Origin of the sequence: Micromonospora sp. CA-248260 (genome assembly GCF_050942205.1) — a bacterium.
Classification (GTDB): domain Bacteria; phylum Actinomycetota; class Actinomycetes; order Mycobacteriales; family Micromonosporaceae; genus Micromonospora; species Micromonospora antibiotica.
This window is the reverse complement of sequence record NZ_CP192021.1, coordinates 2,152,233-2,176,184: the sequence shown is the minus strand read 5'-3', so window position 1 is coordinate 2,176,184 and position 23,952 is coordinate 2,152,233. Positions and strand designations below refer to the sequence as shown.

19 protein-coding genes and 3 pseudogenes are annotated in these 23,952 nt (G+C 72.2%); 12 read left to right on the top strand and 10 right to left on the bottom strand.

The genetic code is table 11. The features are described from left to right. Positions 1-29: 29 nt before the first annotated feature. The 3 pseudogenes from ACQP2H_RS09495 to ACQP2H_RS09485 all read right to left on the bottom strand — a co-directional run. Positions 30-668, bottom strand: a pseudogene (locus ACQP2H_RS09495) (toprim domain-containing protein); the annotation flags it as partial. A 6-nt stretch (positions 669-674) separates the two neighbouring features. Beyond that, positions 675-2,144 (bottom strand): annotated as a pseudogene (locus ACQP2H_RS09490) (ATP-binding protein); the annotation flags it as partial. Beyond that, positions 2,121-3,539, bottom strand: a pseudogene (locus ACQP2H_RS09485) (ATP-binding protein); the annotation flags it as partial. The pseudogenes ACQP2H_RS09485 and ACQP2H_RS09490, both read right to left, overlap by 24 nt. A gap of 312 nt (positions 3,540-3,851) precedes the next feature. Between ACQP2H_RS09485 and ACQP2H_RS09480 the strand changes: the two are divergent. After that, positions 3,852-5,108, top strand: coding sequence for a hypothetical protein (locus tag ACQP2H_RS09480; protein WP_219469200.1), 1,257 nt, complete (start codon positions 3,852-3,854; stop codon positions 5,106-5,108). A gap of 139 nt (positions 5,109-5,247) precedes the next feature. On the opposite strand, the gene ACQP2H_RS09475 is transcribed toward ACQP2H_RS09480, so the two are convergent. Then, the gene (locus tag ACQP2H_RS09475; protein WP_433232160.1) at positions 5,248-5,688 is read right to left on the bottom strand and encodes an RrF2 family transcriptional regulator; all 441 of its coding nucleotides are present in this window, start codon (positions 5,686-5,688) and stop codon (positions 5,248-5,250) included. A 146-nt stretch (positions 5,689-5,834) separates the two neighbouring features. Between ACQP2H_RS09475 and ACQP2H_RS09470 the strand changes: the two genes are divergently transcribed. From ACQP2H_RS09470 to ACQP2H_RS09455, 4 genes are all read left to right on the top strand, one after another. Further along, complete coding sequence (locus tag ACQP2H_RS09470; protein WP_433232157.1) at positions 5,835-7,055, top strand: globin domain-containing protein; 1,221 nt, start codon at positions 5,835-5,837, stop codon at positions 7,053-7,055. A gap of 275 nt (positions 7,056-7,330) precedes the next feature. Next, on the top strand, positions 7,331-8,545 hold the full coding sequence (locus tag ACQP2H_RS09465) for a glycosyltransferase (protein WP_357536091.1): 1,215 nt from the start codon (positions 7,331-7,333) through the stop codon (positions 8,543-8,545). Between the two features lie 87 nt (positions 8,546-8,632). Beyond that, entirely contained in the window at positions 8,633-9,496 is an 864-nt protein-coding gene (locus ACQP2H_RS09460) for an alpha/beta hydrolase family protein (protein WP_357536093.1), read from the top strand. 84 nt (positions 9,497-9,580) lie between these two features. Further along, positions 9,581-10,204 (top strand): hypothetical protein, encoded by a 624-nt coding sequence (locus ACQP2H_RS09455; RefSeq protein WP_433232153.1) that lies wholly within the window; start codon positions 9,581-9,583, stop codon positions 10,202-10,204. Positions 10,205-10,400: 196 nt separating this feature from the next. On the opposite strand, the gene ACQP2H_RS09450 is transcribed toward ACQP2H_RS09455, so the two are convergent. After that, a complete protein-coding gene (locus ACQP2H_RS09450; RefSeq protein ID WP_433232150.1) occupies positions 10,401-11,297 on the bottom strand; it encodes a DUF72 domain-containing protein in 897 nt (298 codons plus the stop codon). 166 nt (positions 11,298-11,463) lie between these two features. On the opposite strand from ACQP2H_RS09450, the gene ACQP2H_RS09445 reads away from it, so the two are divergent. From ACQP2H_RS09445 to ACQP2H_RS09435, 3 genes are all read left to right on the top strand, one after another. After that, positions 11,464-11,970, top strand: coding sequence for a DinB family protein (locus tag ACQP2H_RS09445; RefSeq protein WP_219469176.1), 507 nt, complete (start codon positions 11,464-11,466; stop codon positions 11,968-11,970). Between the two features lie 108 nt (positions 11,971-12,078). Further along, the gene (locus ACQP2H_RS09440; protein WP_433232147.1) at positions 12,079-12,324 is read left to right on the top strand and encodes a hypothetical protein; all 246 of its coding nucleotides are present in this window, start codon (positions 12,079-12,081) and stop codon (positions 12,322-12,324) included. A gap of 298 nt (positions 12,325-12,622) precedes the next feature. Then, positions 12,623-13,384 (top strand): Pr6Pr family membrane protein, encoded by a 762-nt coding sequence (locus ACQP2H_RS09435; RefSeq protein WP_433232145.1) that lies wholly within the window; start codon positions 12,623-12,625, stop codon positions 13,382-13,384. Between the two features lie 146 nt (positions 13,385-13,530). On the opposite strand, the gene ACQP2H_RS09430 is transcribed toward ACQP2H_RS09435, so the two are convergent. Together ACQP2H_RS09430 and ACQP2H_RS09425 are read right to left on the bottom strand one after the other, a co-directional pair. After that, on the bottom strand, positions 13,531-14,037 hold the full coding sequence (locus tag ACQP2H_RS09430; RefSeq protein ID WP_219469169.1) for a mycothiol transferase: 507 nt from the start codon (positions 14,035-14,037) through the stop codon (positions 13,531-13,533). A 96-nt stretch (positions 14,038-14,133) separates the two neighbouring features. Beyond that, on the bottom strand, positions 14,134-14,505 hold the full coding sequence (locus ACQP2H_RS09425; protein WP_219469166.1) for a VOC family protein: 372 nt from the start codon (positions 14,503-14,505) through the stop codon (positions 14,134-14,136). Between the two features lie 263 nt (positions 14,506-14,768). Between ACQP2H_RS09425 and ACQP2H_RS09420 the strand changes: the two genes are divergently transcribed. Then, on the top strand, positions 14,769-16,169 hold the full coding sequence (locus tag ACQP2H_RS09420) for an acyl-CoA synthetase (protein WP_433233502.1): 1,401 nt from the start codon (positions 14,769-14,771) through the stop codon (positions 16,167-16,169). Between the two features lie 4 nt (positions 16,170-16,173). Here the strand turns inward: ACQP2H_RS09420 and ACQP2H_RS09415 are convergent, their stop codons facing one another. From ACQP2H_RS09415 to ACQP2H_RS09405, 3 genes are all read right to left on the bottom strand, one after another. Next, the gene (locus ACQP2H_RS09415; RefSeq protein ID WP_219469160.1) at positions 16,174-17,013 is read right to left on the bottom strand and encodes a metallophosphoesterase family protein; all 840 of its coding nucleotides are present in this window, start codon (positions 17,011-17,013) and stop codon (positions 16,174-16,176) included. 130 nt (positions 17,014-17,143) lie between these two features. Further along, a complete protein-coding gene (locus ACQP2H_RS09410; RefSeq protein ID WP_433232140.1) occupies positions 17,144-18,184 on the bottom strand; it encodes a 2-oxoacid:ferredoxin oxidoreductase subunit beta in 1,041 nt (346 codons plus the stop codon). Beyond that, entirely contained in the window at positions 18,177-20,078 is a 1,902-nt protein-coding gene (locus ACQP2H_RS09405; protein WP_433232137.1) for a 2-oxoacid:acceptor oxidoreductase subunit alpha, read from the bottom strand. The genes ACQP2H_RS09410 and ACQP2H_RS09405 overlap by 8 nt, the downstream gene beginning before the upstream one ends. A 352-nt stretch (positions 20,079-20,430) precedes the next feature. Between ACQP2H_RS09405 and ACQP2H_RS09400 the strand changes: the two genes are divergently transcribed. From ACQP2H_RS09400 to ACQP2H_RS09390, 3 genes are read left to right on the top strand one after another with little or no spacing between them, the layout of a single operon-like run. Next, the gene (locus ACQP2H_RS09400) at positions 20,431-21,945 is read left to right on the top strand and encodes a serine/threonine-protein kinase (RefSeq protein WP_219469153.1); all 1,515 of its coding nucleotides are present in this window, start codon (positions 20,431-20,433) and stop codon (positions 21,943-21,945) included. A gap of 17 nt (positions 21,946-21,962) precedes the next feature. Then, a complete protein-coding gene (locus ACQP2H_RS09395; RefSeq protein WP_219470834.1) occupies positions 21,963-23,267 on the top strand; it encodes a sensor histidine kinase in 1,305 nt (434 codons plus the stop codon). Continuing rightward, a complete protein-coding gene (locus ACQP2H_RS09390; RefSeq protein ID WP_208569147.1) occupies positions 23,231-23,893 on the top strand; it encodes a response regulator in 663 nt (220 codons plus the stop codon). Before ACQP2H_RS09395 ends, ACQP2H_RS09390 begins: the two co-directional genes overlap by 37 nt. Positions 23,894-23,952 lie beyond the last annotated feature (59 nt).

The following is a 23,952-nucleotide window of genomic DNA, read 5'->3' as shown; positions in this document are numbered from 1 at the left end:
TTCCGGGGGTACGGCGGCCACGGTGCTGGTCATGCGTCGATCGCGTCCCGGTCGACCCGGTCGGAGGAGTCGATGAGCCAGTTGCGGCGCGGCTCGACCTTCTCGCCCATCAGCAGTTCGAGGATGCGCTCGGCGGCGTCGACGTCGTCGAGGGTGATCCGGCGGACCGCCCGGGTGGCCGGATTCATCGTGGTGTCCCACAACTCGTCGGCGTCCATCTCACCGAGGCCCTTGAAGCGCGGGATCGGGGTGACGATCTGCTTGCCGGCCTTCTCCAGCTTGCGGACCGTCGCCTCCATCTCGGCCTGGGTGTAGGTGTAGGTGGTCTGCGGGGTGCGCCCCTTGGTGGTGATCTTGTGTAGCGGTGGCATCGCGGCGTAGAGCCGGCCGGCCTCGATCAGCGGTCGCATGTAGCGGGCGAAGAGGGTGATCAGCAGGGTCCGGATGTGCGCGCCGTCCACGTCGGCGTCCGCCATGATCAGCACTCGGCCGTAGCGCAACGAGGACAGGTCGAAGGTACGCCCCGAGCCGGCCCCGAGCACCTGCACGATCGCCGCGCACTCGGCGTTGTCGAGCACCTGCTGGAGGTTGGCCTTCTGCACGTTGAGGATCTTGCCGCGAATCGGCAGCAGCGCCTGGTATTCCGAGGTACGAGCGACCCGTGCGCTGTTGTGGACGAAGATCCCAGCTTCGAGGGCGAAATTGTGGTAACCGTCGACGGTCAGGTCGTAGACGTCCGCTGTCTCGTCAAGCGGCTCGACCGACACGACACGGTGGTTCACCAGATTGACCGCCTCCCGGAGGCGGGCGTAGTCGCCGTCGTAGAACGCCAGGAGTCGATCGAACCGGAGTCCCGTGCGTGCGGACGTCAGACGGTCGGCTTCGTACGCCGCAGCAAGCTCCGTATCCGGTAGCACCAGCAGCGGAGCGAGCCGCTTGAGCGCGGCCCGCCGCCTGCCCTCCTGTTGGCGACCGACCCGCTCGCTCTTCGGCACGTTGGCCACGTAGGCAGCCCGACCGGCCTGCGCCTGGGCAAGGTGACCGGTGTCCGGGTCTGCCAACCGCTGCTTCATCAAGCGTGAGTGACGGGCCCCGAATTCGGGGTTCTCCTCGTGCCACGCCCGCACCGCGTTGCGCTGGCGCTCCCGCTCGGCAGGATCACTGAACTGTTCGACGGTCTTTCGCGACCGCCAGGCACGCAGTTCGGAGTTGTCCCACTGCCGTACCGAACGCTCCCGCCAGGCGGAACGACGAGCAGGGTCCGCGAAATAGTTCCGGACGCGCTCCGCAGCGGCCTCACGGTGCTCGGGCTGTGACCAGTACTGGGCCTGCCGGTCCCGCATCCGGTCGGCGTAGGCGGCCTTTTCCTCGTCACTGAGCGCGTCGTACCAGTCCTGAAAGCCCTTGTTCAGCTTGGCTCGGAATTCGGGTGACTCGTTGAGCGCGAACAGCCGGGCGAGGCACGCCTCACGGAATGCGGGATCGCGCCACTGCGCGCTGAGCATGGCCGACTTGAACTCCCGGCCGCCGTTGGCAAACCACTCCCGCCAGCCCGCGTGGACGTGTTCGCCCATCATCGCGGCGTGCAGTGCCGAGTGGTCGGCCCAGGTCATCCGTCGGATGTTTCGCGGATCGTTGTTGCGCTTGTTGATGTCGATGTGGTGACGGACGTTGCCGCTGGTGGCGCTGTCGCGACCGTGACGAAGATTCCAGGCGTCCGCGAGGTAGTGGGTGTAGACCCACTCCTCCCGGTCGTTCATCCAGATCCGCTCGTACCCGTTCAGCTTGTGCCCCTCGGCCTTACTGGAAATGCTCCGGTACAGAGGCATCAGTGAGTCACCGGGGGTCAGGGCATCGGCCCGTCGGTAGGAACCGTCGCGCAGCCGGAAAAGGTGATCCGGAGTGCAACGCACCGACGCGCCGTTGTCGAGCTGCACCTGGACCAGCCGGGCAGCTCTCTTGGTGAGACGTGGCTCCACCAGCGGAGCAACCACCACGCGCCCCGCCTTGTTGGTGGTGTAGCCGAAATGGGTCACTCCCCGCTGCCAGTCCGCCGCCAGATCGGCAAAGGACCGAGCCTCGCCGGAGGCGAGCGCGACCATGGTGTCGCCGGTAAAACACCCCAGGGCGCTGTCCCCCTCCACGATGAACAGCTCGCTGCGGTCCACCCCGGTCGCGCGGCAGTCGACCAGTTTGGCGGGCATCGACGCGCCCTCCAGGGCGGTCTTGCGCCGGGCGGCGTCCTTCTGCTGCTTCTGGGTCAGCCGCACCCGGGCCGCGTCGACGATCTTCTGGAGCACCGTGCGCGCCTCGGCCTTGCTGCGCTTGTCCTCCAGCCACGCCTTGACGTGCTGCTCGACCAGGGTCTGGAGGACCTTGGTGATGCCGGCGGTGGAGAGCTCGTCCTTGGTCTGCGAGGTGAACTGCGGCTCGGGGATGCGGACGTGCAGCACCGCCGTCATCCCCTCCAGGACGTCGTCCAGGGTGGGCGGGTCCTCCTTGGGCTTGAGCAGCCCCCGGGTGTTGCGGACGGCATCGGCCAGGGCCCGGGTCAGCGCCCGCTCGAACCCCTTGCGGTGGGTGCCGCCGTGGGCGTTGCGGATGGTGTTGGTGAAGCACTCGACGGTGCGCTCGTAGCCGGTGCCCCACCGGAAGGCGATCTCCACCTCGGCCCGGCGCTGCACGTTGGACTGCATCACGCCGTTGGCGTCGGCGGCGTTCTCCCGGTAGCTCCCCTCGCCGGTGACCAGCAGGGTGCCGGAGACCGGGCGGTCGCCAGCCGGGGCCAGGAACTCCACCATGTCGGTGAGCCCGTTGGGGAAGTGGAAGCGCTCCTCGACCGGCTCCTCGGCGGTCTCGTCGCGCAGCCGGTAGTCGACCCCGGGGACCAGGAAGGCGGTGTTGCGCAGCTTCATCCGGACGGCCTCGACGTCGAGGCGGGCGCCGGTCTCGAAGTAGCGGGCGTCGTGCCAGTAGCGGATCGAGGTGCCGGTGCGCTGGCCGCGCTTCATCGACCCGACGACCTGGAGGCCGGGCCCGGCGGTGAACGGGGCGTCCGGGCCGTCACCGGCGAAGACCCCGGGCACGCCGTGCCGGAACGACATCGCGTGCACCTTGCCGCCGCGTCGGACGGTCACGTCGAACCGGCGGGACAGCGCGTTGACCGCGGAGGCACCCACGCCGTGCAGGCCACCTGAGGTCTTGTAACCGGAGCCGCCGAACTTGCCACCGGCGTGCAGCCGGGTGAGCACCAGCTCGACCCCGGAGATGCCGGACTTGGCGTGCACGTCGGTGGGGATGCCCCGGCCGTCGTCGTCGACCTGCACCGAGCCGTCGGCGTGCAGGATCACCTCGACGGTACGGGCATGACCGGCGACACCCTCGTCGGTGGAGTTGTCGAGGATCTCGTTGACGAGGTGACCCACGCCACGACTGTCGGTGGAGCCGATGTACATGCCGGGACGCTTGCGGACGGCGTCCAGGCCCTCCAGGTGGGTGAGGTCGTCTGCCCCGTAGAGGGTCTCAGGCTGTGCGGTCAACTGGTCGTACTCCCCGGTCTCGGCGGTGTGGTGCCGCTCACCGTCTCGATCTCTTCACGCGCGGCGTGCCGCAGCGAGCGTAGCCGTACGCCCCGACAGCGGCGTGCAGCCCCACGTCGGACGGCGTCGCGCGTCTGCCGGGCACAACGCCGCCGACCGTCGGGGCCTTCCCCGGCCGGGTGGACGGGACCCGGAAACGACCATTTCCGTGATTCGACGATCATGTTAAGAGGCATTGACGCCCATCTCGCCAAGTGATCTGATCCGGCCCAGCAGGATCTTTCACATTTGCATGGACAGATGGGGGACGTCATGTCCAGGTTCCGTCGGAGCGCCCTCGCGGCGCTCCTCACCGTCGCCACGGCCGCCCTGCCGGTCGCCGTCGGCTCCGCCGCACCGGCCGCCGCCGCCCTGCCCACCGCCGCCGTCGCCCTCGGCGACAGCTTCATCAGTGGCGAGGGTGCCGGGGCGTACGCGCCGGTGACCGACCTCAACGGGGTGGCCCAGCCCTTCCCGGGCTGGTCGGCACCGAACAACAACGCCTACTTCTGCCACCGATCACCCAACGCCTCACTGTTCAAGGCGGACCTGCCGGGGATCACCGACCGGTTCAACCTGGCCTGCTCCGGCGGCCAGCCGTACGACATCGCCAACGCCTCGGCCAGCCGGACCAAGGGCCGGCAGGTCGCCGCCCAGCTCGACCAGTTGCGCGCGGTCGGGCAGACCCACGACATCGACCTGGTGCTGGTCGGCCTCGGCTCCAACAACAGCTCGTTCACGTTCGGCAGCGTCGCCGAGAAGTGCGCGAACCGGTTCATCGCCGACGCCTGGACCGGGTGGTGGGAGTTCTGGGCGTACCTGGGCGGACCGGTGGAGCAGGAGCCGTGCTCGGACGCCGACCTGGCCACCTCCGCCCAGGTCGCCGCCGCGACGGCGGAGACGACGGCGGCGGTCCGGCAGATCCTCACCACGCTGGACCAGATCGACGCCGACGGCCAGCACCGGATCGTCTTCCAGGACTACACCAACCCGCTGCCGCCGGAGCTGGCCTCGACCTACTGGGAGGAGGACAGCCGGGACGACACCCGGGACAAGTTCCGCGACCTGGGTGCCGAGCGGTACGCCGCCGGTTGCCCGATCCACCGGGCCAGCCTCGCCCCCGGCCAGCGTTTCTCGCAGGGCCTGGGCACCCTGGTCAGCTCGGTGCGCAGCACGCTGTCCGCCGAGTTCCCCTCCGCCGACCTGGTCTACCTCAACGTACAGCGGGCCTTTGACGGGGCCCGGCTGTGCGAGTCGGCGGGCAGCCCCGGCAACGCGCTGGCCACCCCGATCCGACTCCAGGACGGCACCTCGGGAGTCTTCGTGACCAGCCTGTCCGGCTACGACAAGCTGGACATCCAGCGGATCGCGAACACCTGCGGGACGTACTTCCAGACCTGCCAGGAGTCCTGGCACCCGAGCGCGGCCGGGCACCAGGTGCTGGGTCGGTGCCTGACCGGCGCGGCGGCGACGGCGGCCCGTACGGTCGCCTGCGTCCGGTCGACGGACGGCACGGTCCAGGTCAGCTGAACCGGCGGCCGGTGGGAGCGGGCGGTCGGCCGCTCCCACCGGCCACACCGCCCGCACCGCTCGGCTCGCCCCACCGACCGGGCCGCTCAGCTCGCCTCGCGCCGGCCGGGTGCGGGGGCACGGGGAGCGCGACGCGGGTTCAGGTCGCCGTCGGAGCGGGCGGGGCGAGGCTGAGCAGCAGGGCGGTCGGCGAGGCGTCGACCAGGTCGCCCAGCGGCACCTCGTCGAGGACGGCGAGGAAGGCCGCCTGGGCGCGGCGGAGCTGGACCCGCAGGCGGCAGCCGACGCGCAGGGCGCAGCCGGACTCCTCGCAGGAGACCACCTCACCCTCCCCCTCGAAGGCGCGTACGACCCGGCCGACGGTGATCCGCTCGGCCCCCTCGGCGAAGGCCACCCCACCGGAGCGGCCCCGCACGGTGACCAGCACGCCCGCGCGCTGCAACCGTTGCACCACCTTGGCCACGTGGCTGCGGGGCAGGTCCAGCCGGTCGGCCAGCTCGTCGACGGTGGTCCGGGTCGACGCTGGGGCGGTGAGCATGGCGATCCGCAGGGCCATGTCGGTCGACCGGTTGAGCTTCACCGCCCGACCCTAACCAGGGCCGTCGGCGGCGGACAGGGGCGGACGGCCGGAACCGCCGCGTCCCCGGACCCGGGACCTTCGGCCCTTAAGAAGACTCTGAGATTCCTGTTTAAGTGTCCTCTGTAGCCGAACAGCAAGGAGGAGCCGTGCTCTCGGAGTCGTCAGCCGCCGTCGTCACCGCCACCCTGCCCGTGGTCCGGGCCCATGCCGACCAGATCACCGGCCGCTTCTACGCCCGGATGTTCACCGCCCACCCGGAACTGCTGAACCTGTTCAACCGGGGAAACCAGGCGACCGGACGTCAGCAGGCGGCCCTGGCCGCCTCCGTCGTCGCGTACGCCGGGCACCTCACCGGTGCCGACACGACGGGGTGGACGGCGATCCTGGACCGGATCGCGCACAAACACGCCTCGCTCGGCATCACCCCCGACCAGTACCCGCTGGTGGGTCGGCACCTGCTGGCCGCCGTCGGCGAGGTGCTCGGCGCGGCGGTCACCCCGCAGGTCGCCGCCGCCTGGGACGAGGTGTACTGGCTGATGGCCTGCGAACTCGTCGCCCGGGAGGCCCGCCTCTACACGGTCTCCGGGTTGGCCGGGGACGGCGCGGTGTGGCGCGACTGGCGGGTCGGCGGGGTGACCCCGGAAGCCACCGACGTCGTCTCGATCGCCCTCGTCCCGGCCGACGGCGGCCCGGTGCCGGGCTTCGTCCCCGGGCAGTACGTCTCGGTCGCGGTGGACCTCGGCGGCGGGCTCGGCCAGCAGATCCGTCAGTACAGCCTCTCCGGCCGCCCCGCCGACGACCACTGGCGGATCACCGTGAAACGGGTCCGGGGCACCGGGGACGCCCCGGACGGTCTGGTCTCCAGCTTCCTGCACGAACGCGTCGCCCCCGGCGACATCCTGCGACTGAGCCCACCCTTCGGTGAGGTCAGCGCGGTCGCCGGGGACGGGCCGCTGCTGCTGGTCAGCGCCGGGATCGGCCTCACCCCGGCGATGTCGGCCCTGGAGCACCTGGCGGCCACCGCACCGGACCGGCCGGTGGTGCTGGCCCACGCCGACCGGGACGCCGCCGCCCACGCCCACCGGGCCGACCTGCTCGCGCTGCACGCCCGGCTGCCCCGGCTGCGCCTGCGGCTCTGGTACGAGCAGGGCACCGCCGGGGACGACACCCCGCCGTTGGTCGCCGAGGTGTCCCCGGGCCTGATCGAGCCGGAACTGATCCCCCTCTCCCCGGACGCGCACGTGCACCTCTGCGGACCGCTGCCGTTCATGAACCAGGTCCGGGGCGACCTGCTGCGCCGGGGCGTACCGGCGGAGCGGATCGGCTACGAGGTGTTCGGCCCGGGGATGCTGCCCGAGCCGAGGTGAACGTTCCTCCCCACCACGGCCGTCCGGCGGACCGCGCCCCGCCCGACCACCGGCGCACGCAGGGCGGTCGGGCCGGTACGGAAAGTTGATGTTTATCGCCTCCGCGCTGGGCAACTGGTTCGGGCATGCAGGGCGGTGCGCGACGTCCGGGCATCGGCTCCTGACCGGCGGCCGGGTGCCCGCCGATCGCCCGGTGCGCGGGACCCGGTGACGACGACCGGGGCCCGGCGTGACCGGGGCCGCCTCGCCGGCGACCGGCCCACGGAGGAGGAAGCATGCGCATCGCGATGGTCTCGGGGCACGCCAGCCCGCTCGCCGCCACCGGACAGCACACCGGTGCGCAGCACCTGCACGTCGCCGAGCAGGCGGCGGCGCTGGCCGCCGAGGGCCACGAGGTGCGGGTCTACACCCGGCGGGACTCCCCCATCCCACCCGACACCGTGTCGACCGACACCGGGTACCAGGTGTGGCACGTGCCGGCCGGCCCCGCCCGGGAGGTGCCGACCGACGAACTCCTGCCGCACCTGGGCGAGTTCGGCCGCTGGTTGGCCGAGCACTGGCAGCACGGCGGCTGGCGGCCGGACGTGGCGCACGCCCACTTCTGGCTGAGCGGCCTGGCCACCCTGCACGCCGGACGCCGTACCAACACCCCGGTGGTGCTGACCTACCACGACCTGGGCAGCGCGCACCGACGCCGCTCGGCCGGCCGGGACCCCGGACCCCGGGGTCGGATCGGCTACGAACGCGCCCTCGGGCGGGCCGCCGACCGGGTCGTCGTCCAGTCGCACGACGAGTTGGGGGAACTGGTCCGCCTCGGGGTGCCCCGGTCGAAGCTGACCCTGGTGCCGGCCGGGGTGGACGAGACGGTGTTCGGGCCGGCGGGGTCGGTCGTTCCCCGCGACCCGGCCCGGCCCCGGCTGCTCACCGTCGGGTCGCTGCGCGAACGCAGCGGCTTCCAGGACGTCATCCGGGCGTTGCCCGCGGTGCCGGGGGCCGAGTGCGTGGTGGTCGGTGGGCCCCCCGCCGACCTGCTGTCGGCCGACCCGGTCGCCCGCCGGTTGACCGCGCTCGCCGAGTCCTGCGGGGTCGCCGACCGGGTCCGACTGGTCGGGTCGGTGCCCCGCGACGAGTTGGCCGCCTGGTACCGCTCCGCCGACCTGCTGGTCGCCGCCCCCTGGTACGAGCCGTTCGGTCGTACCCCGTTGGAGGCGATGGCGTGCGGCGTGCCCGTGGTCGGCACGGAGGTCGGGGGGATCGCGGAGAGCGTCGTCGACGGGTTGACCGGGGACCTGGTGCCGCCGCGCGACCCCCGGGCGCTGGGCGGCACGATCCGCCGGCTGCTCGCCGACCGGGTACGCCGCTTCGCGTACGCCACGGCGGCCCTGGACCGGATCCGCGTCCGCTACTCCTTCCGGCACTGGGCGGAGCAGCTCACCGCCGTCTACGCCTCGGTCAGCGGGGTCGGTCAGGTCGCCACGGCAGCCGCCTGACCGCCTCCGGTCCGACCACCCCCGGGGGCGCCGGGAGCGGTCGGGGCGGAGCACCGACCCGTTATTACCGGCCGGTAGGATGGGTCGGTGAGCGGGGACGTGGCATACACGCAGGAGTTCGTCGACGTCGACGGGGCACGGATCGGCATCCAGGTCTACCCGGAGCCCGTGGGGGCGCCCGGCGGCCCAGCGGTGGTCATCTGGCCGGCGATGGGGGTCCGGGCCCGGTACTACCGCCCGTTCGCCACCGCGCTGCACGACGCCGGCCTGGCCGTGACCGTCGCCGACCTGCGCGGCACCGGCGTCAGCACGCCCCCGCCGTCCCGGGCCTGCCGGTACGGCTACCGCGAGCTGGCCACCGACGTCGGCGCGGTCCTCGACGCGCTGAAGCCCCGGCTGGACGGCCGTCCCACGCTGCTGCTCGGGCACTCCCTCGGCGGGCAGGCCGCCCTGCTGCACCTGGCACTGCACGGCACGGGCCGGGTCGACGGGCTCGCCCTGCTCGCCGTCGGTGTCCCGTACTGGCGCAGCTATCCGGGTCTGCGGCGCTACGGCGTGCTGCCGTACTCCCAGGGGATCTCGGCGGTGGCCGGGGCCCTCGGGGTCTGGCCGGGCTGGGGGTTCGGTGGCCGGCAGGCGCGGGGGGTGATCCGGGACTGGGCACGCACCGCCCGGACCGGCCACTTCCCCACCCTCGACGGGGTGGACGGCGAGGCGGCCGTGGGCCGGTTGTCCCTGCCGGTGCTGGCGGTCAGCGTGGACGACGACCAGTACACCCCGCACCCGGTCGTCGACCACCTCTGCGCCAAGCTCACCGCCGCACCGGTCACCCGGCACCGGTACACGGTGGCCGAGGCGGGGGCTGCGCTGGACCACTTCCGCTGGGTGCGGGCCGGGTTGCCGCTGACCCGGCGGGTCGCCGACTTCGCCGCCGGGCTGCCGCGCCGCTGATCCCCCGCCGGGCCGCGAGCCGGGCGCGTAGCCGCCGCCGGGGCGGGTATGCCGCTGCGCCAGCACACGGTGGAGGGGGATCAGATGTCTGAACGACACACCGCACTACGCTCGATGCACGACCTGGGCCTGGCGGCCTGGTTCGGTGGCTCCCTGATGGGAGCGCTGGGCGTCAACGGCGCGGCGGCACGGATCAGCGACTCGACCCAACGGCTCCCGGTGGCCTCGGCCGGCTGGGCCCGGTGGACCCCGGTCAACGCGGCCGCGATCGGCGCGCACCTGGCCGGCGCGGTGGGCGAACTGGCCACCGAGAGCCCCCGGATGATGGCCCAGTCCGGGGTGGGTCGGATGAGCGCGGTGAAGACGGCGCTGACCGTCAGCGCGCTCGCGGCGACCGGCTACAGCCGGTTGATCGGCATGAAGTTGCAGAACGCCGGCAATCCACCGGTCTCGGGGACCACCGAGCCCAACTACCAGACACCCGCCGAGGTGGCGCACCGGCAGCGGCAGATGAAGGTCCTCCAGTGGACCATTCCGGCGTTGACCGGGGCACTGGTGGTGGTCACCGCGTACATGGGTGAGCAGCAGAAGCCCGGCCAGGTGTTCCGGGGGATGCTCGGTCGCGCCGGTGGGCTGATGGGCGCCCCGATGACGATGGGCCGGTTGGCCGCGACGGGGGCCCGCCGCCGGATGGCGATGGCCAGCTGAGCGTCGGGCCGGGACCGGCCGGTGCGGGGCCCGCCGTCGTGCTGTCGACGGCGGGCCCCGCACCGGCGGGTCGGCGACCCGGCCCGGTCGCCGAACGTGCCGGCCCGGTCGCCGAACGTGCCGGCCCGGTCGCCCGGCCTGACGGCACGTCGCGTGGTGGACGGCCCGGGACACACCCGAGGGTCGGTGACCGGGGTCAGTAGCCGGCGACGGCCGTCGTGGGGGTCACCCCGAGCAGCTCCGCCAGCCGGGCGGCGTCCCGCTGGGCCTGCCCCGCGCAGCAGTTGTTGAACAGCACGTGCAGCTCCCCGGACCGGGCGGCCAGGTCGGTGAGCAGGTCGGCCCAGCGACGTAGTTCGTCGTCGGCGTAGGCGTACCGGAACCGGTCCTCCTTGCTGCCGTGCGCCCAGTGCGCGCTGTGGCCGTGCATCCGGACCAGCACCGGCTCGGCAGTACCCACCATGATCGGCGGCACCGAGGAGGGGTGCCCCTGCGGCATGTCGACGCAGACCAGGCTGAGGTCGTGGTCACGCAGGAAGGTCACCGTCTCGGCCGCCGCGAGGCCGTCGAACCAGGACCCGTGACGCAGCTCCACCGCGACCCGCCACGGCCGGCACCGGTCGGCCAGCTCGACGATCCGCCGCCGGGCACCCTCCCCCCGCAGCAGCCACGGCGGGAACTGCAACAGCACCGCGCCGAGCCGGTCGGCCGCCGCGAGCGGCTCCAGCGCCGCCCGGAACCGGTCCCACAACGCGTCGTACGTCGCCTCGGGCAGGTCCCGGCGGCGGACCCGGGACGGCCCGGTGGCCGGTCGCAGGTCCCTCGGTAGCACCTGCACCGGGGTCGGGTGTCCGGTGAAGAGGCTGAACGCCTTGACGTCGAAGGTGAAACCGGGTGGTGTGGCCGCCGCCCAGCCGCTGGTGGTCTCCGGCACCGGGACGGCGTAGTACGAGGTGTCCACCTCGACCAGTCCGAACTGCCCGGCGTACCAGCCCAGCCGCTGTGCCGGGGTACGCGCCGCCCGGGGATACCAGCCGGAGCGCAGCAGCGTCTGATCCGCCCAGGACGAGGTGCCCACCCTGATCGTTCCCATGTGGTCCAGTGGACCGCCCGCCGACCGGATCGGCAACCGCTGGGTTCCGCCGCGTGGCCGCCCGTCGACCGCCCGGTGGTGGTGACGCCGCGGGGTGGCGGCCGGAAAGTGTCGGAGGGTGGCCCTAGGGTCACCTCGACGACATCGACCACGGAGGGTGACGGGGATGACCACTTCGGAGCGGGTGCTCACCGGTGAACGGGCCGACCTGTTGCAGGCTGTCGGCATGCACCGCGGCTTCCTGCGGCACACCGTGCGCGGGCTGACCGACGCGCAGGCGGCGACCCGCAGCACCGCCAGCGAGTTGTGCCTGGGCGGCCTGATCAAGCACGTGACCATGGTGGAGGACCGGTGGGCACGGTTCATGGTCGGCGGGGCCGAGGCGATGGAGAGCGAGCCGGTCGACTGGGTCGGCATGTTCCAGATGACCGACGACGACACCCTGGTCGATCTGCTCGCCCGGTACGCCGAGACGGCGGCCCGCACCGACGAGCTGATCACCACCCTCGACCTGGACGCGAGCCATCCACTGCCGGTGGCGCCCTGGTTCGAGCCGGGTGCCGCCTGGTCGGTGCGGCGCACCCTGCTGCACGTGATCGGGGAGACCGCCCAGCACGCCGGGCACGCCGACATCATCCGGGAGTCGATCGACGGCGCCAAGACGATGGGCTGAGCCTGGCGCGGGCGGGCCCGTCGTCGCCGTCCGGTGCCGTGTGACGGGGGCCACCTGCGCCCCGCCCGATGTGACGCCCCGCACCGGGGTGGCGCTGAGCGACACGAGATGACCGGACACCGCCTCGATCAGGAAACCGCTGAGCGGCTGCTCAGCGGGCCGGGCGATGGGCCGGTGCCGGGCCCCGCGCCGCTCGTGGCGCTGCTGATCGCGATCCGCGCCGCTGCGAACCCGGCTGAGCTGCGCGGGGAGCCGGCGGCGATGTCCGCTTACCGGGCCGCCCGGGCCGGCATGTCGCGGTCGGCACCGCCCGGCCCCACCTCCGCAGACCCGTCCGACCAGCAGAGCGGGTAGTCAACCGCCTGGTTGGCGGGGACGACCCGCCAACCAGGCGGACAAAGCGAGTAGTCAGCCGCGCGGTCGGCGGGACGACCCGCCAGCCAGCGGACAACCGGCAGCCGAACGCGACAACCGGGCAACCGGCCGGGACTACCTCGCAACCTGGCAGCCGGACGGACCAATCGGGCAACCTGGCAGCCGGCCGGACAACCGGGCAGGACTGGGACGACCGGGCAGACGGCCCGGTGGCACCGCTGGCGACCAGGGACGGGGCACGGCCGCCAGCGGTGCCACCGGCTGGTAGCTTGCGCCGATGAATCTGCGGCGTCGACGCCTGGCGGTGGCCTTCCGGCTGGCGATCGTGATCAGTGTGCTCGCCGGGATCGTGCTCACCGCCCTCGGCCCCGCCACCGTCACCGGTCTGCTGCCGTACTTCACCATCCAGAGCAACCTGGCGGTCGGGCTGTTCGCCGGGTACGCCGCCTGGCGGGCCGGGCAGTCCCGACCCGAACCGCCCTCCGCGCTCAAGGGCGCGGTGACCCTCTACATCACCATCACCGGCGTGGTCTACCACCTGGTGCTGGCCAACCCGGCCAGCCCGTTCGCGATGGCCCAGCCGGACCGGGGACCCGCCGAGGCGGTGGGCAACCAGTTCCTGCACACCGTCGTGCCGTTGCTCGCCCTCGCCGACTGGACGCTGTTCGACGAACGTGGCCGGCTGCGCCTGCGGTACGCCGCCTGGTGGCTGACCTTCCCGCTGGCGTACCTGGGTTTCGCCCTGGTACGCGGGCTGATCGTGCACCGCTACCCGTACCCGTTCGTCGACGCCGGACAACTCGGCTACGCCGGTGTCACGGTCAGCGCGGTCTTCTTCGCCGTCGCCTTCTGGCTGCTCGGCCTGCTCTTCGTCGGCGTCGACCGGGCCCTGGCCCGGTGGGGCGCGACCCCGCCGCCCGACCGGGACGCCCCGACACCCGACTGGGACGCCCCGGCACCCGACCCGGACACCCCGGCACCCGACCGGGACGCCCCGGCGGAACCGACACCACCGCCACCGGTCGGGCGGTCAGCGTAGCCGGGGGCGACGGCCCCGTGGGGCCTCCTCGTCGTGGTGGTAACGGCGCGGGCCGGCCCGGATCAGGGAGTTGTCCGACGGCCACACGGCACCCAGATGCGCCCCCACCGGGTGAGGTCGGCGCACCAGGAGCGGGTGGGACCGGCTCAGGGGCGGAGCAGACCCCGCAGGTAGGCGGCCTGGCCGACGTGCTGGAGAGCGTCGGCGACGATGCTGACCAGCCGGACCCCGAGGGTCACCGGCGGGTCCCAGCTCTCGTCGACCACCCGGTCCAGGTCCGTCGGGCGCAGGCCGGCCAGGAACGTGCGGGTCCGCTCCGCCACCGCCCGGTGGTAGTCGACGAGCACCTGGGCGCTTTCCGGTCGGACCGCCGCGACCTGCTCCGCGGTGTGGCCGTAGCCGATGTCGGCGGGGTCGGCGGGAAGTCCGAACCGGGCCGCCCGGTCACCGGCGACCCAGAGTTGGTCGACGCCCAGCAGCTCGGCGATCTGCTGGTCCTGGATCCGGGTGAGGTGCCAGACCAGCCAGCCGACCGGGTTGGCCCCGGGGCGGGGAGCCCGGCGCAGCTCGTCGGGGCCGAGCCCGTCCACGGCGGCGTCCACCAGGTCGGGCAGTTGGTCGTAGGTCTCGGTCAGCAGGTCGTCGACGTTCACCGGTGCCTCCTCCGCGCTGGGCGTACACCCGACCCGGATACCGCTGACGGACCCCGACAAACCGCCTCGGCGGGCCCGTGTGGGCGCGGGGGCGGCTCAGGCGGGGCGTTCGGGCCGGGTGATGGCCCAACTGCGGCCGTCCGGGTCGCGTAGCAGCACCTCACGGGGGGTGCCGTTGGCGGCACTGACCTGCGCGCCGACCGCGACGGCGCGGCGCAGCACGGCATCGGGGTCGGTGGACTCCACGGTCAGCACCGGCAGCCGGGGGGTCGTCGCGGGCAGGTCGGCCCACTCGCTGACGGTGAACCGGTGACCGGCCACGACGAGGTCGGCGGTGAGCACCCGCCCGTCGGCGAGGCACTCCCGTGGGTGCGGGACCGCGCCGAAGACGTGGGCGTAGAACGCGATGGCGTCGGACGCGTCGGTGACCATGAGGTACGGCGCGGCTGGTGGGTGCTCGGAAGTCATGACGTCGGTGCCGCCTTCCCCGTCGACCGGCGACGGATCCGTCTGGATCGACCGTAGGTGGCGCGGCTGGCGCACCGGCACCCTTAACCGACCCCTGAACCGTGCCGGCCGCCGGTGGTGCCCGGCGGCGGGGTCGACGCGCCGACACCCCGGCGGTCGGGGGTGGTGACGGGCCGGCCGCCGCACTAGCGTCGGCGGCACGGGGCCGCACCGCGCCCTGCCGAACTGCCGGAGAGGGCGGGACCGTGTCGCTGCTGGCCGCGATGTCATCGTCGATGGACGACCACCCGGACCTGGTGCGGGTGGATGACCGGGTGCTGTCCCGGTCCCGGTTGCAGGGGCTGGCCACCGCGGTCGCCGACGACCTGCGCGGCCTGGACCGGGTGGCGGTCGAGGCCACCCCGACGATGGAGACCGTGGTGGGGGTGGTGGGCGCGCTGCGGGCCGGTGCGGCGGTGGTGCCCGTGCCGCCGGACGCGGGACCCCGGGAGCGGGAGCACATCCTGCGCGATTCGGCGGCCCAGGCCCTGCTCGCGCCGGTGGGCGCGGCGGTCGACGGTTCCCCGGGGGCCGGTGCCGGGTTGCCGGTCGTCCCGGTCGACCTGCGCCGGGAGTCGGCGGGTACGCATCCGGAGCCCGCCCCGGAGCGGACCGCCCTGATCCTCTACACCAGCGGGACGACCGGTGCGCCGAAGGGCGCGCTGCTCTCCCGGGCCGCCATCGCCACCTGCCTGGACGGGCTGGCCGACGCCTGGGCGTGGACGCCGGACGACCTGCTGGTGCACGGGCTGCCGCTGTTCCACGTGCACGGGCTGGTACTCGGGGTGCTCGGGCCGTTGCGGATCGGCGGCCGGTTGCACCACGTCGGCCGGCCACGCCCCGAGCGGTACGCGGCGGCCGGTGGGACGCTGTGTTTCGGCGTACCGACGATCTGGGGGCGGATCGCCGCGGCACCGGCCGCCGCGCGGGCGTTGCGCCGCGCGCGGCTGCTGGTGTCGGGCAGCGCGGCGCTACCCACGGCGGTCTTCGACGGCCTCGCCGGGTTGACCGGGCACCGGGTCGTCGAGCGGTACGGCATGACGGAGACCCTGATCACGGTGAGCGCCCGGGCCGACGGGCCGCGCCGGCCGGGTGCGGTCGGGGTGCCGCTGCCCGGGGTACGCACCCGGATCGTCGACGAGCAGGGCCACGACCTGCCGAGCGACGGTACGGCGATGGGTGAGCTGCTGGTCGCCGGCCCGACCCTGTTCGACGGCTACCTGAACCGGCCGGACGCCGACGCGGCGAGCCGTACCGCCGACGGCTGGTTCCGCACCGGTGACGTCGCCACCGTCGGCCCCGACGGCTGGCACCGCATCGTCGGGCGGGCGAGCACCGACCTGATCAAGAGCGGCGGGTACCGGATCGGGGCGGGTGAGGTGGAGGAGGCGCTGCTGGCCCACCCGGGGGTACGCGAGGCTGCGGTGGTGGGCCTGCCGCACCCGGATCTGGGGCAGCAGGTCACCGCGTACGTGGTCGGCGACGGGGTGACCGGGCCGGAGCTGGTGGACTTCGTCGCCCGGCAACTGTCGGTGCACAAGCGGCCCCGGGAGGTCCGGCTGGTCGACGCCCTGCCCCGCAACGCGCTGGGCAAGGTGCAGAAGAAGCGCCTGCTGGACGGCTGAGGCGTCAGACCTGGATGGGTGCCGGCAGCACCCGCCGCAGCCACGAGTCGGGGCGGGGGCGGGGGCGCCACTCCCGGGGGTAGCCGACGGAGACCTCCTCGAACCGCACCCCGTCGTGCCAGGTCACCCGAGGGATGTGCAGGTGTCCGTAGATCACCGTCCGGGCGTGGAACCGGCGGTGCCAGTCGGCGGTGAGTTCGGTGCCGCACCACTGGGCGAACTCGGGGTAGCGCAGGATGTCGGTGGGCATCCGGACCAGCGGGTAGTGGTTGACCAGGACCTTCGGTACGGTCGGGTCGCAGCCGGCGAGCCGGGTCTCGGTCAGCGCCACCCGGGCCCGGCACCAGGCGTCCCGGCTCGGGTGCGGATCGGGGTGCAGGAACACCTCGTCGGCGCAGACCACCCCGGCGGCGTGGGCGCGGGCCAGCGCCTGTTCCTTACTGGTGACGCCCGGTTCGCGGAACGAGTAGTCGTAACCGACGAACAGCGGTGCCACCAGCAGCGGGCCGTCGGCTCCGGTCCACATCGGGTACTCGTCCTCCGGGGTGCTCACGCCCAGGCTCCGGCAGTGCCGCACGATGGCCTGGTAGCGCTCCTCCCCGCGCAGCCGGACAGGGTCCTGGGAGTGGGTCCACAGCTCGTGGTTTCCGGGGGCCCAGATGACCTTGCCGAACCGTTCGCTGAGCAGCGTCAGCGCCCAGGTGACGTCGGCGAAGAGTTCGGCGACGTCACCGGCGACGATCAGCCAGTCGCCGGCCGCGCGGGGCCAGAGGCTCTCCACGATCTTCCGGTTCTCCGGGTACGCCACGTGCAGGTCACTGACGGCGTAGATGCCGGCGTTCATCGGTGTGGTCCCCTCGTTCATCCAGTGCTGCGGGTGCGCGGCTCGACGCCGCTGCCGGCTCGGTGCGGTACGGCGTCGGGTCGGCCTCGGCGGGTGGCGGCCGGTGAGGTTCCGGCCCGTGGTCGCGCAGCTATGCCGCCGGGATCGTCCAGGTGTCGCCGGTGTGGAGGAGGTTGGTGAGTTGTTGTTCGGGGGTGTCGGTGGTGGTGTTTTTGGCGGTGGTGATTTGGTGTTGGACGAGGGTGTCGTAGGAGGGGCGGTTGATTTGGCGGAGGACGCCGATGGGGGTGTTGCGGTGGTTGTGTTCGGGGAGGCGGGTGAGGGCGAAGGCGTAGGCGGGGTCGGTGATGGTGGTGTCGTGGATGACGATGTTTTCGGGTGGGGTGGTGGCGGTGTCGCGGATTTCGAGGCCGAATCCGTGGGGTGGGTGGACGACGCAGTGTTGTCGGTCGCGGCCGAAGGTGATGGGTTGGCCGTGTTCGAGGGGGATGAGGTGGTCGTCGCGGGTGTCGGGTTGTTTGAGTTGGTCGAAGGCGCCGTCGTTGAAGATGTTGCAGTTTTGGTAGATCTCGACGAAGGCGGCGCCGTGGTGTTGGGCGGCGGCGCGGAGGACGGTTTGGAGGTGTTTGCGGTCGGAGTCGATGGTGCGGGCGACGAAGGTGGCTTCGGCTCCGAGGGCGAGGGAGAGGGGGTTGAAGGGGGCGTCGGCGGATCCGGCGGGGGTGGATTTGGTGATTTTGCCGGTTTCGCTGGTGGGGGAGTATTGGCCTTTGGTGAGGCCGTAGATGCGGTTGTTGAATAGCAGGATGGTGATGTTGACGTTGCGGCGTAGGGCGTGGATGAGGTGGTTACCGCCGATGGAGAGGGCGTCGCCGTCGCCGGTGACGACCCAGACGGACAGGTCGGGGCGGGTGACGGACAGTCCGGTGGCGATGGCGGGGGCGCGGCCGTGGATGGAGTGCATCCCGTAGGTGTTCATGTAGTAGGGGAAGCGGGATGAGCAGCCGATGCCGGAGATGAAGACGGTGTTTTCGCGGGGGATGTTGAGTTCGGGCATGAATTGTTGGATGGCGGCGAGGATGGCGTAGTCGCCGCAGCCGGGGCACCAGCGGACTTCCTGGTCGGATTTGAAGTCTTTGGTGGTGAGTTTCACGGCGACGGGTTCAGGCATTTTTGCAGACCTCTTCCAGCATCGTCTCCAGTTCGGCGGCGGTGAAGGGTAGGCCGCGGACCTGGTTGTAGGCGATCGCGTCGATCAGGTATCGGGCGCGGATGATCTGGGCGAGTTGGCCGAGGTTCATCTCGGGGATGACGACGCGGTCGTAGGTGGCCAGGACGTCGCCGAGGTTGGCCGGTAGGGGGTTGAGGTGGCGCAGGTGGGCTTGGGCGATGGGTTGGCCGTGGTGGCGCAGGGTGCGGCAGGCGGCGCCGATGGGTCCGTAGGTGGAGCCCCAGCCGAGCACGAGGGTCCGGGCGGTGCCGTCGGGGTCGTCGACGTCGAGGTCGGGCACGGGGATGGCCTGGATGCGGGCGGCGCGGGTGCGGACCATGTAGTCGTGGTTGGCGGGGTCGTAGGAGATGTCGCCGGTCTTGTCGGCTTTCTCCAGTCCACCGATGCGGTGTTCGAGGCCGGGGGTGCCGGGGATCGCCCAGGGGCGGGCGAGGGTGTCGGGGTCGCGTAGGTAGGGCAGGAACGTGACGCCGTCGTCGTGGTTGGGTGCGGTCGCGAAGTCGACGCGTAGGTCGGGTAGATCCTGCACGTCGGGTAGGAGCCAGGGTTCGGAGCCGTTGGCGACGTAGTTGTCCGACAGCAGGATCACCGGGGTGCGGTAGGTGACCGCGATGCGGGCGGCTTCGAGGGCGGCGTGGAAGCAGTCCGAGGGTGACTTCGCGGCGATCACCGCGACGGGGGCTTCACCGTGGCGGCCGTGTAGGGCCATGTTCAGGTCGGCCTGTTCGGTTTTCGTGGGTAGCCCGGTGGAGGGGCCGGCGCGTTGGACGTCGACGATGACCAGGGGTAGTTCCAGGGCGACGGCCAGGGAGATCGTCTCGGATTTCAGGGCGACACCGGGGCCGCTGGTCGTGGTCACCCCCAACGCGCCGCCGTAGGAGGCGCCGAGGGCGGCGCCGACCGCGGCGATCTCGTCTTCGGCCTGCATGGTGACCACACCGAGTTTCTTGTGTTTCGACAACTCGTGCAGGATGTCCGACGCCGGGGTGATCGGGTACGCGCCGAGGAACACCGGCAGACCGGACCGGACCCCGGCCGCGACCAGACCGAGGGACAGGGCGGCGTTGCCGGTGATGTTGCGGTACGTGCCCGGCAGCATCTTCGCGGGTTTCACCTCGTACCGTACGGAGAAACTGTCGGTGGTCTCGCCGTAGTTCCAGCCCGCCCGGAACGCGGCGATGTTCGCCGCGACGAGATCCGGACGCTTGGCGAACTTCCGTTCCAGGAACCGTAGCGTCGAGTCGTACGGGCGGGAGTACATCCACGACAACAACCCCAACGCGAACATGTTCTTCGCCCGCTCGGCGTCTTTCTTCGACACCGACAACTCCGCCAACGCCCCGACGGTCATCGACGTCAACGCCACCGGATGCACCACGAACCCATCCAGGGTGTCATCGTCGAGAGGACTGACCGCGTAACCGACCTTGACCAGGTTCCGGCGGGTGAACTCATCGGTGTTCACGATGATGTCCGCACCCCGACGAAGATCCCCCAGATTCGCCTTCAACGCCGCCGGATTCATCGCGACGAGAACGTTCGGCGCGTCACCCGGCGTCAGGATGTCATAGTCAGCGAAATGCACCTGGAAACTCGACACCCCCGGCAACGTCCCCGCCGGCGCCCGAATCTCCGCCGGGAAATTCGGCAACGTCGAAATATCATTCCCCAACTGCGCCGTCTCCGAGGTGAACCTGTCCCCCGTCAACTGCATCCCATCACCCGAGTCACCCGCAAACCGGATCACCACCCGGTCCAACTGACGGATCTGCTTGGGGCCGGAGGTCCCGCCGCCCGGCGGCTGCACATCGTCGTACCGTGTCGTCGGGGTCATGGGTGCTCACGTCCCTCTCTAGTCCGGGCGGCGCGCACCACGACGACGGCGCGGTGGCCGGCGCGGTGGTCCCCGGCGACGCCGGCGCGACCATCGGTTGTCGGTGCCGCATCGGCGGCAGCCCCTACCACCGGGGTCGGCGACCCCGTCGTCAGCCGGCGGGGTCGCCGACCGCATCAAGCGCCGGCGAGCGCGTGCGACCACACGCTAGGGTCCGCCCCCGACCCTGCCAACCCTTAGCGATCCCCTACCAGGCGTCCCCAGCGCAGGCCCGCACGGCGTCCCCGCGGGGCGTCCAGCGGGGACGGCTGAGGGGGCGCGGGCCTCGACCCGCCATGGGACACTTGTCTACATGGGCGAGCTGACCAGCGGCGCAGTGGCCGAGCCGGGGTCGCCGCTTCGGCCGGGTGATCCGGACCATGTCGGACCCTACCGGCTACGCCGCCTGCTCGGGTCCGGCGGCATGGGGGTGGTCTTCCTGGCCGAGGCGCCGGGCGGGAGCCGGGTGGCGGTCAAGGTCGTCCACGACGAGCTGCGGTCCCGGCCGGAGTTCCGGCGACGGTTCACCCGGGAGGTCGCCGCCGCCGGCCGGGTGGCCGACTTCTGCACCGCCCGGGTGCTCGACGCCGACCCGCAGGGGCCGGTCCCCTACCTCGTCACGGAGTACGTGACCGGGTCGTCCCTGCACGAGCACGTGACCCGGCACGGCTCGCTCTCCGGGCCCCAGGCCGAGGCGCTGGCCGTCGGCGTGGCCGCCGGGCTCACCGCGATCCACGCCGCCGGGCTGGCCCACGGTGACCTGACCCCCCGCAACGTGCTGCTGTCCCCGTTCGGGCCGAAGGTCATCGACTTCGGGTTGGCGAGCCTGATCGAGGTCCTCGACCCGACCACCGGTCCCTCGTACGGCACCCCGGGCTGGTTGGCCCCGGAACGGCTCGCCGGCTTCCCCCCGGCCCAGCCCGCCGACGTCTACGCCTGGGGCATCCTCGTCGGTTGGGCCGCCACCGGTCGGCTGCCGGTCGACCCCCGGGTCCACCAGGCCGGCGGGCCCGACCTGAGTGGACTGCCCGCCGGCCTGGCCGCGGTGGTCGCCCGGGCGCTGCATACCGACCCCCGACAGCGGCCCACCGCCCGGGAGGCGATGCTGATCCTGGTCGGCAGCGCCGACACGGCGAGCATCCGGTCGGCGGTGGAGCCGGTCGCCGCGACCACCGAGCAGCTCGACGGCACCCGGTGGTATCCGGTCGTCGGTCAGCCGGCCACCCTGGTCGCTCCGCCGCCGCCGCACCGGTCGCCGCCGTCCTGGCCGGCGGTGTTGACCGGGGTGGTGGCGGTGGTGGCCGCCGTCGTGCTGGGCGTGGTCGCGCTGCGCCAGGCCGACCAGCGGGGCGCACCGGCCGCCGGGCCGGACCCGTCCGCGCCGGTCAGCGTCACGCCGAGCCCCACCCCGAGCCCGTCGCCCACCCCGAGCCCCACCCCCGCCACCGCGAGCGGTCAGGACGGGTCGTTGGAATTCACCGTACGGGGGGTGCACTGCGGGTCGCGGGAGATCGGGTTCTGGCCGCTGACCCAGAAGGCGGACGGCGTGTTCTGCATGGTCGACGTCGACGTGGTCAACAAGGGGTCCAAGGGCACCATTGTCTGGCCGCTCAGCCAACGGCTGGTCGACGTCGACGGGCGTGGTTACACACCGGACACCCGGTCGCTGCTCTACTATCCGGACACGCAGCGGTTGACGAAGAACATCAAGCCCGGCGCGACGGTCAGCGGATCACTGGTCTACGACACGCCGGTCGGCACCGAGCTGCGCCAACTGGTCGTCCACGACACACCACTGAGTGCGGGCACCACCATCGATCTGCCGTGACCGGGGAGCCGCAGGACATGGACGTCGCCACCACCACGGGACTCACCGGGCGGGCCCTGTCGCGGGCGCTGTACGCCACCGGGCGCGGTGTGCTGCTCGTCGCCAGCGCCGCGCTCAGCCTGGCCCTGCTCGTCGCCACCGTGCTCGCCACGGCGTTCATCTCGCTCGGCGTCGGAGTGCTGCTGCTGCCCCTGGTCACCCCGCTGGTCCGCCGGGTCACCGGGCTGTGCCGGGATCTCGCCGGCCGGGCCGGGGTGCCGATCCCCACGCCCTACCTCCCCGCGCCGCCCACCGAGCGGGGCGTGGTCGGCTGGGTGCAGCGCTGCCGGTCCATCCTCACCGACCCGGCGACCTGGCGTGACCTGCTGTTCCTCCTGCTCAACGTGTTCGTCGGCTTCGTGCTCGGCCTGCTGCCGGTGACCCTGCTGGTCTACTCGGTGGAGGGGTTGGTGCTCTCCGCCGGGTTCTGGATGCTGATGCGCGAGTCCGGGGTGGACTTCTGGTACGGCTTCACCCCGATGGACACCTGGCCGCACGCGGTGCTCGGGGCGCTGGTCAGCCTCGTGGTGTTCGCGATCTGGGTGGCCGCCTCCCCGGGTGTGGTGGCCGGGCACGCCTACTTCGCCCGTACGCTGCTCGGCCCGAGCGAACGGGCGGAGATCGCCTCCCGGATGCGGCACCTCTCCGAGACCCGCTCGGATGTGATCAACATCCAGGCCACCGAGCTGCGCCGGATCGAACGGGACCTGCACGACGGGGCACAGGCACGGCTGGTCGCGATCGGCATGAAACTCGGCGCGGCCACCCGGCAGCTGCGGACCAATCCGGACGTCGCGGAGACCCTGCTGGTCGACGCGCGCAACGCCACCGCCTCCGCGCTGGAGGAGCTGCGTTGCCTGATCCGGGGCATCCACCCCCCGGTGCTCGCCGAGCGGGGATTGGAGGACGCCATCCGGGCCATCGCGCTGGAGAGCCCGATCGACGTCGACGTCACCGCCGACGTGCCCGGCCGGTTGGCCGCCCCGGCGGAGTCCGCCGTCTACTTCGCCCTGTCCGAGTTGCTGACCAACATCGTCAAGCACGCCAACGCCGACCGGGCCAGCATCGACCTGCGCCACGAGGACGGCGCGCTGCGGGCCGTGGTGATCGACAACGGTCAGGGCGGGGCCGACGCCTCGCTCGGCACCGGACTCCGGGGCATCGAACGGCGCTGTGCTACGTTCGACGGGACGCTCGTCCTCAGCAGTCCCGAAGGTGGGCCGACCGTCGCGATCCTGGAGCTGCCGTGCGCGTTGTACTCGCCGAGGACCTCTTCCTTCTGAGACAGGGAATGGTCCAGCTCCTCGAATCGTACGACTTCGAGATCGTCGCGGCCGTCGACAACGGACCGGCACTGCTCGACGCCCTGGTGACCCTCCGCCCGGAGGTCGCGGTGGTCGACGTGCGACTGCCGCCCACGTTCACCGACGAGGGCCTCCAGGCTGCTCTGGAAGCCCGGCGACGCTGCCCCGGCCTGCCCATCCTGGTGCTCTCCCAGCACGTCGAGCAGCTGTACGCCAAGGAGCTGCTCGCCGACGCCAGCGGCGGCATCGGCTACCTGCTCAAGGACCGGGTGCTCAACAGCGACCAGTTCGTGGACGCCATCCGCCGGGTCGCCGACGGGGGCACCGCGATGGACCCGCAGGTCATCTCGCAGTTGCTGGCCGGCCGGTCCCGCCGGGAGCCGCTGTCGACCCTCACCCCCCGCGAGCGGGAGGTGTTGAAGCTGATGGCCGAAGGATGTTCAAATACGGCCATCGCGCAGCGCCTCATCGTCAGCCAGGGCGCGGTCGCCAAGTACACCACCAGCATCTTCACCAAACTCGACCTGACCCCGGCCGACGACAGCAACCGTCGGGTGTTGGCCGTGCTGGCGTACCTCAACGGCACCCGCGCCGACGTCTCCTGACGCCGCGCCGTCCGTTCCGAGCCGTCACCGGCCGTCCGTTTCGGACAGCCGGCCGCGTC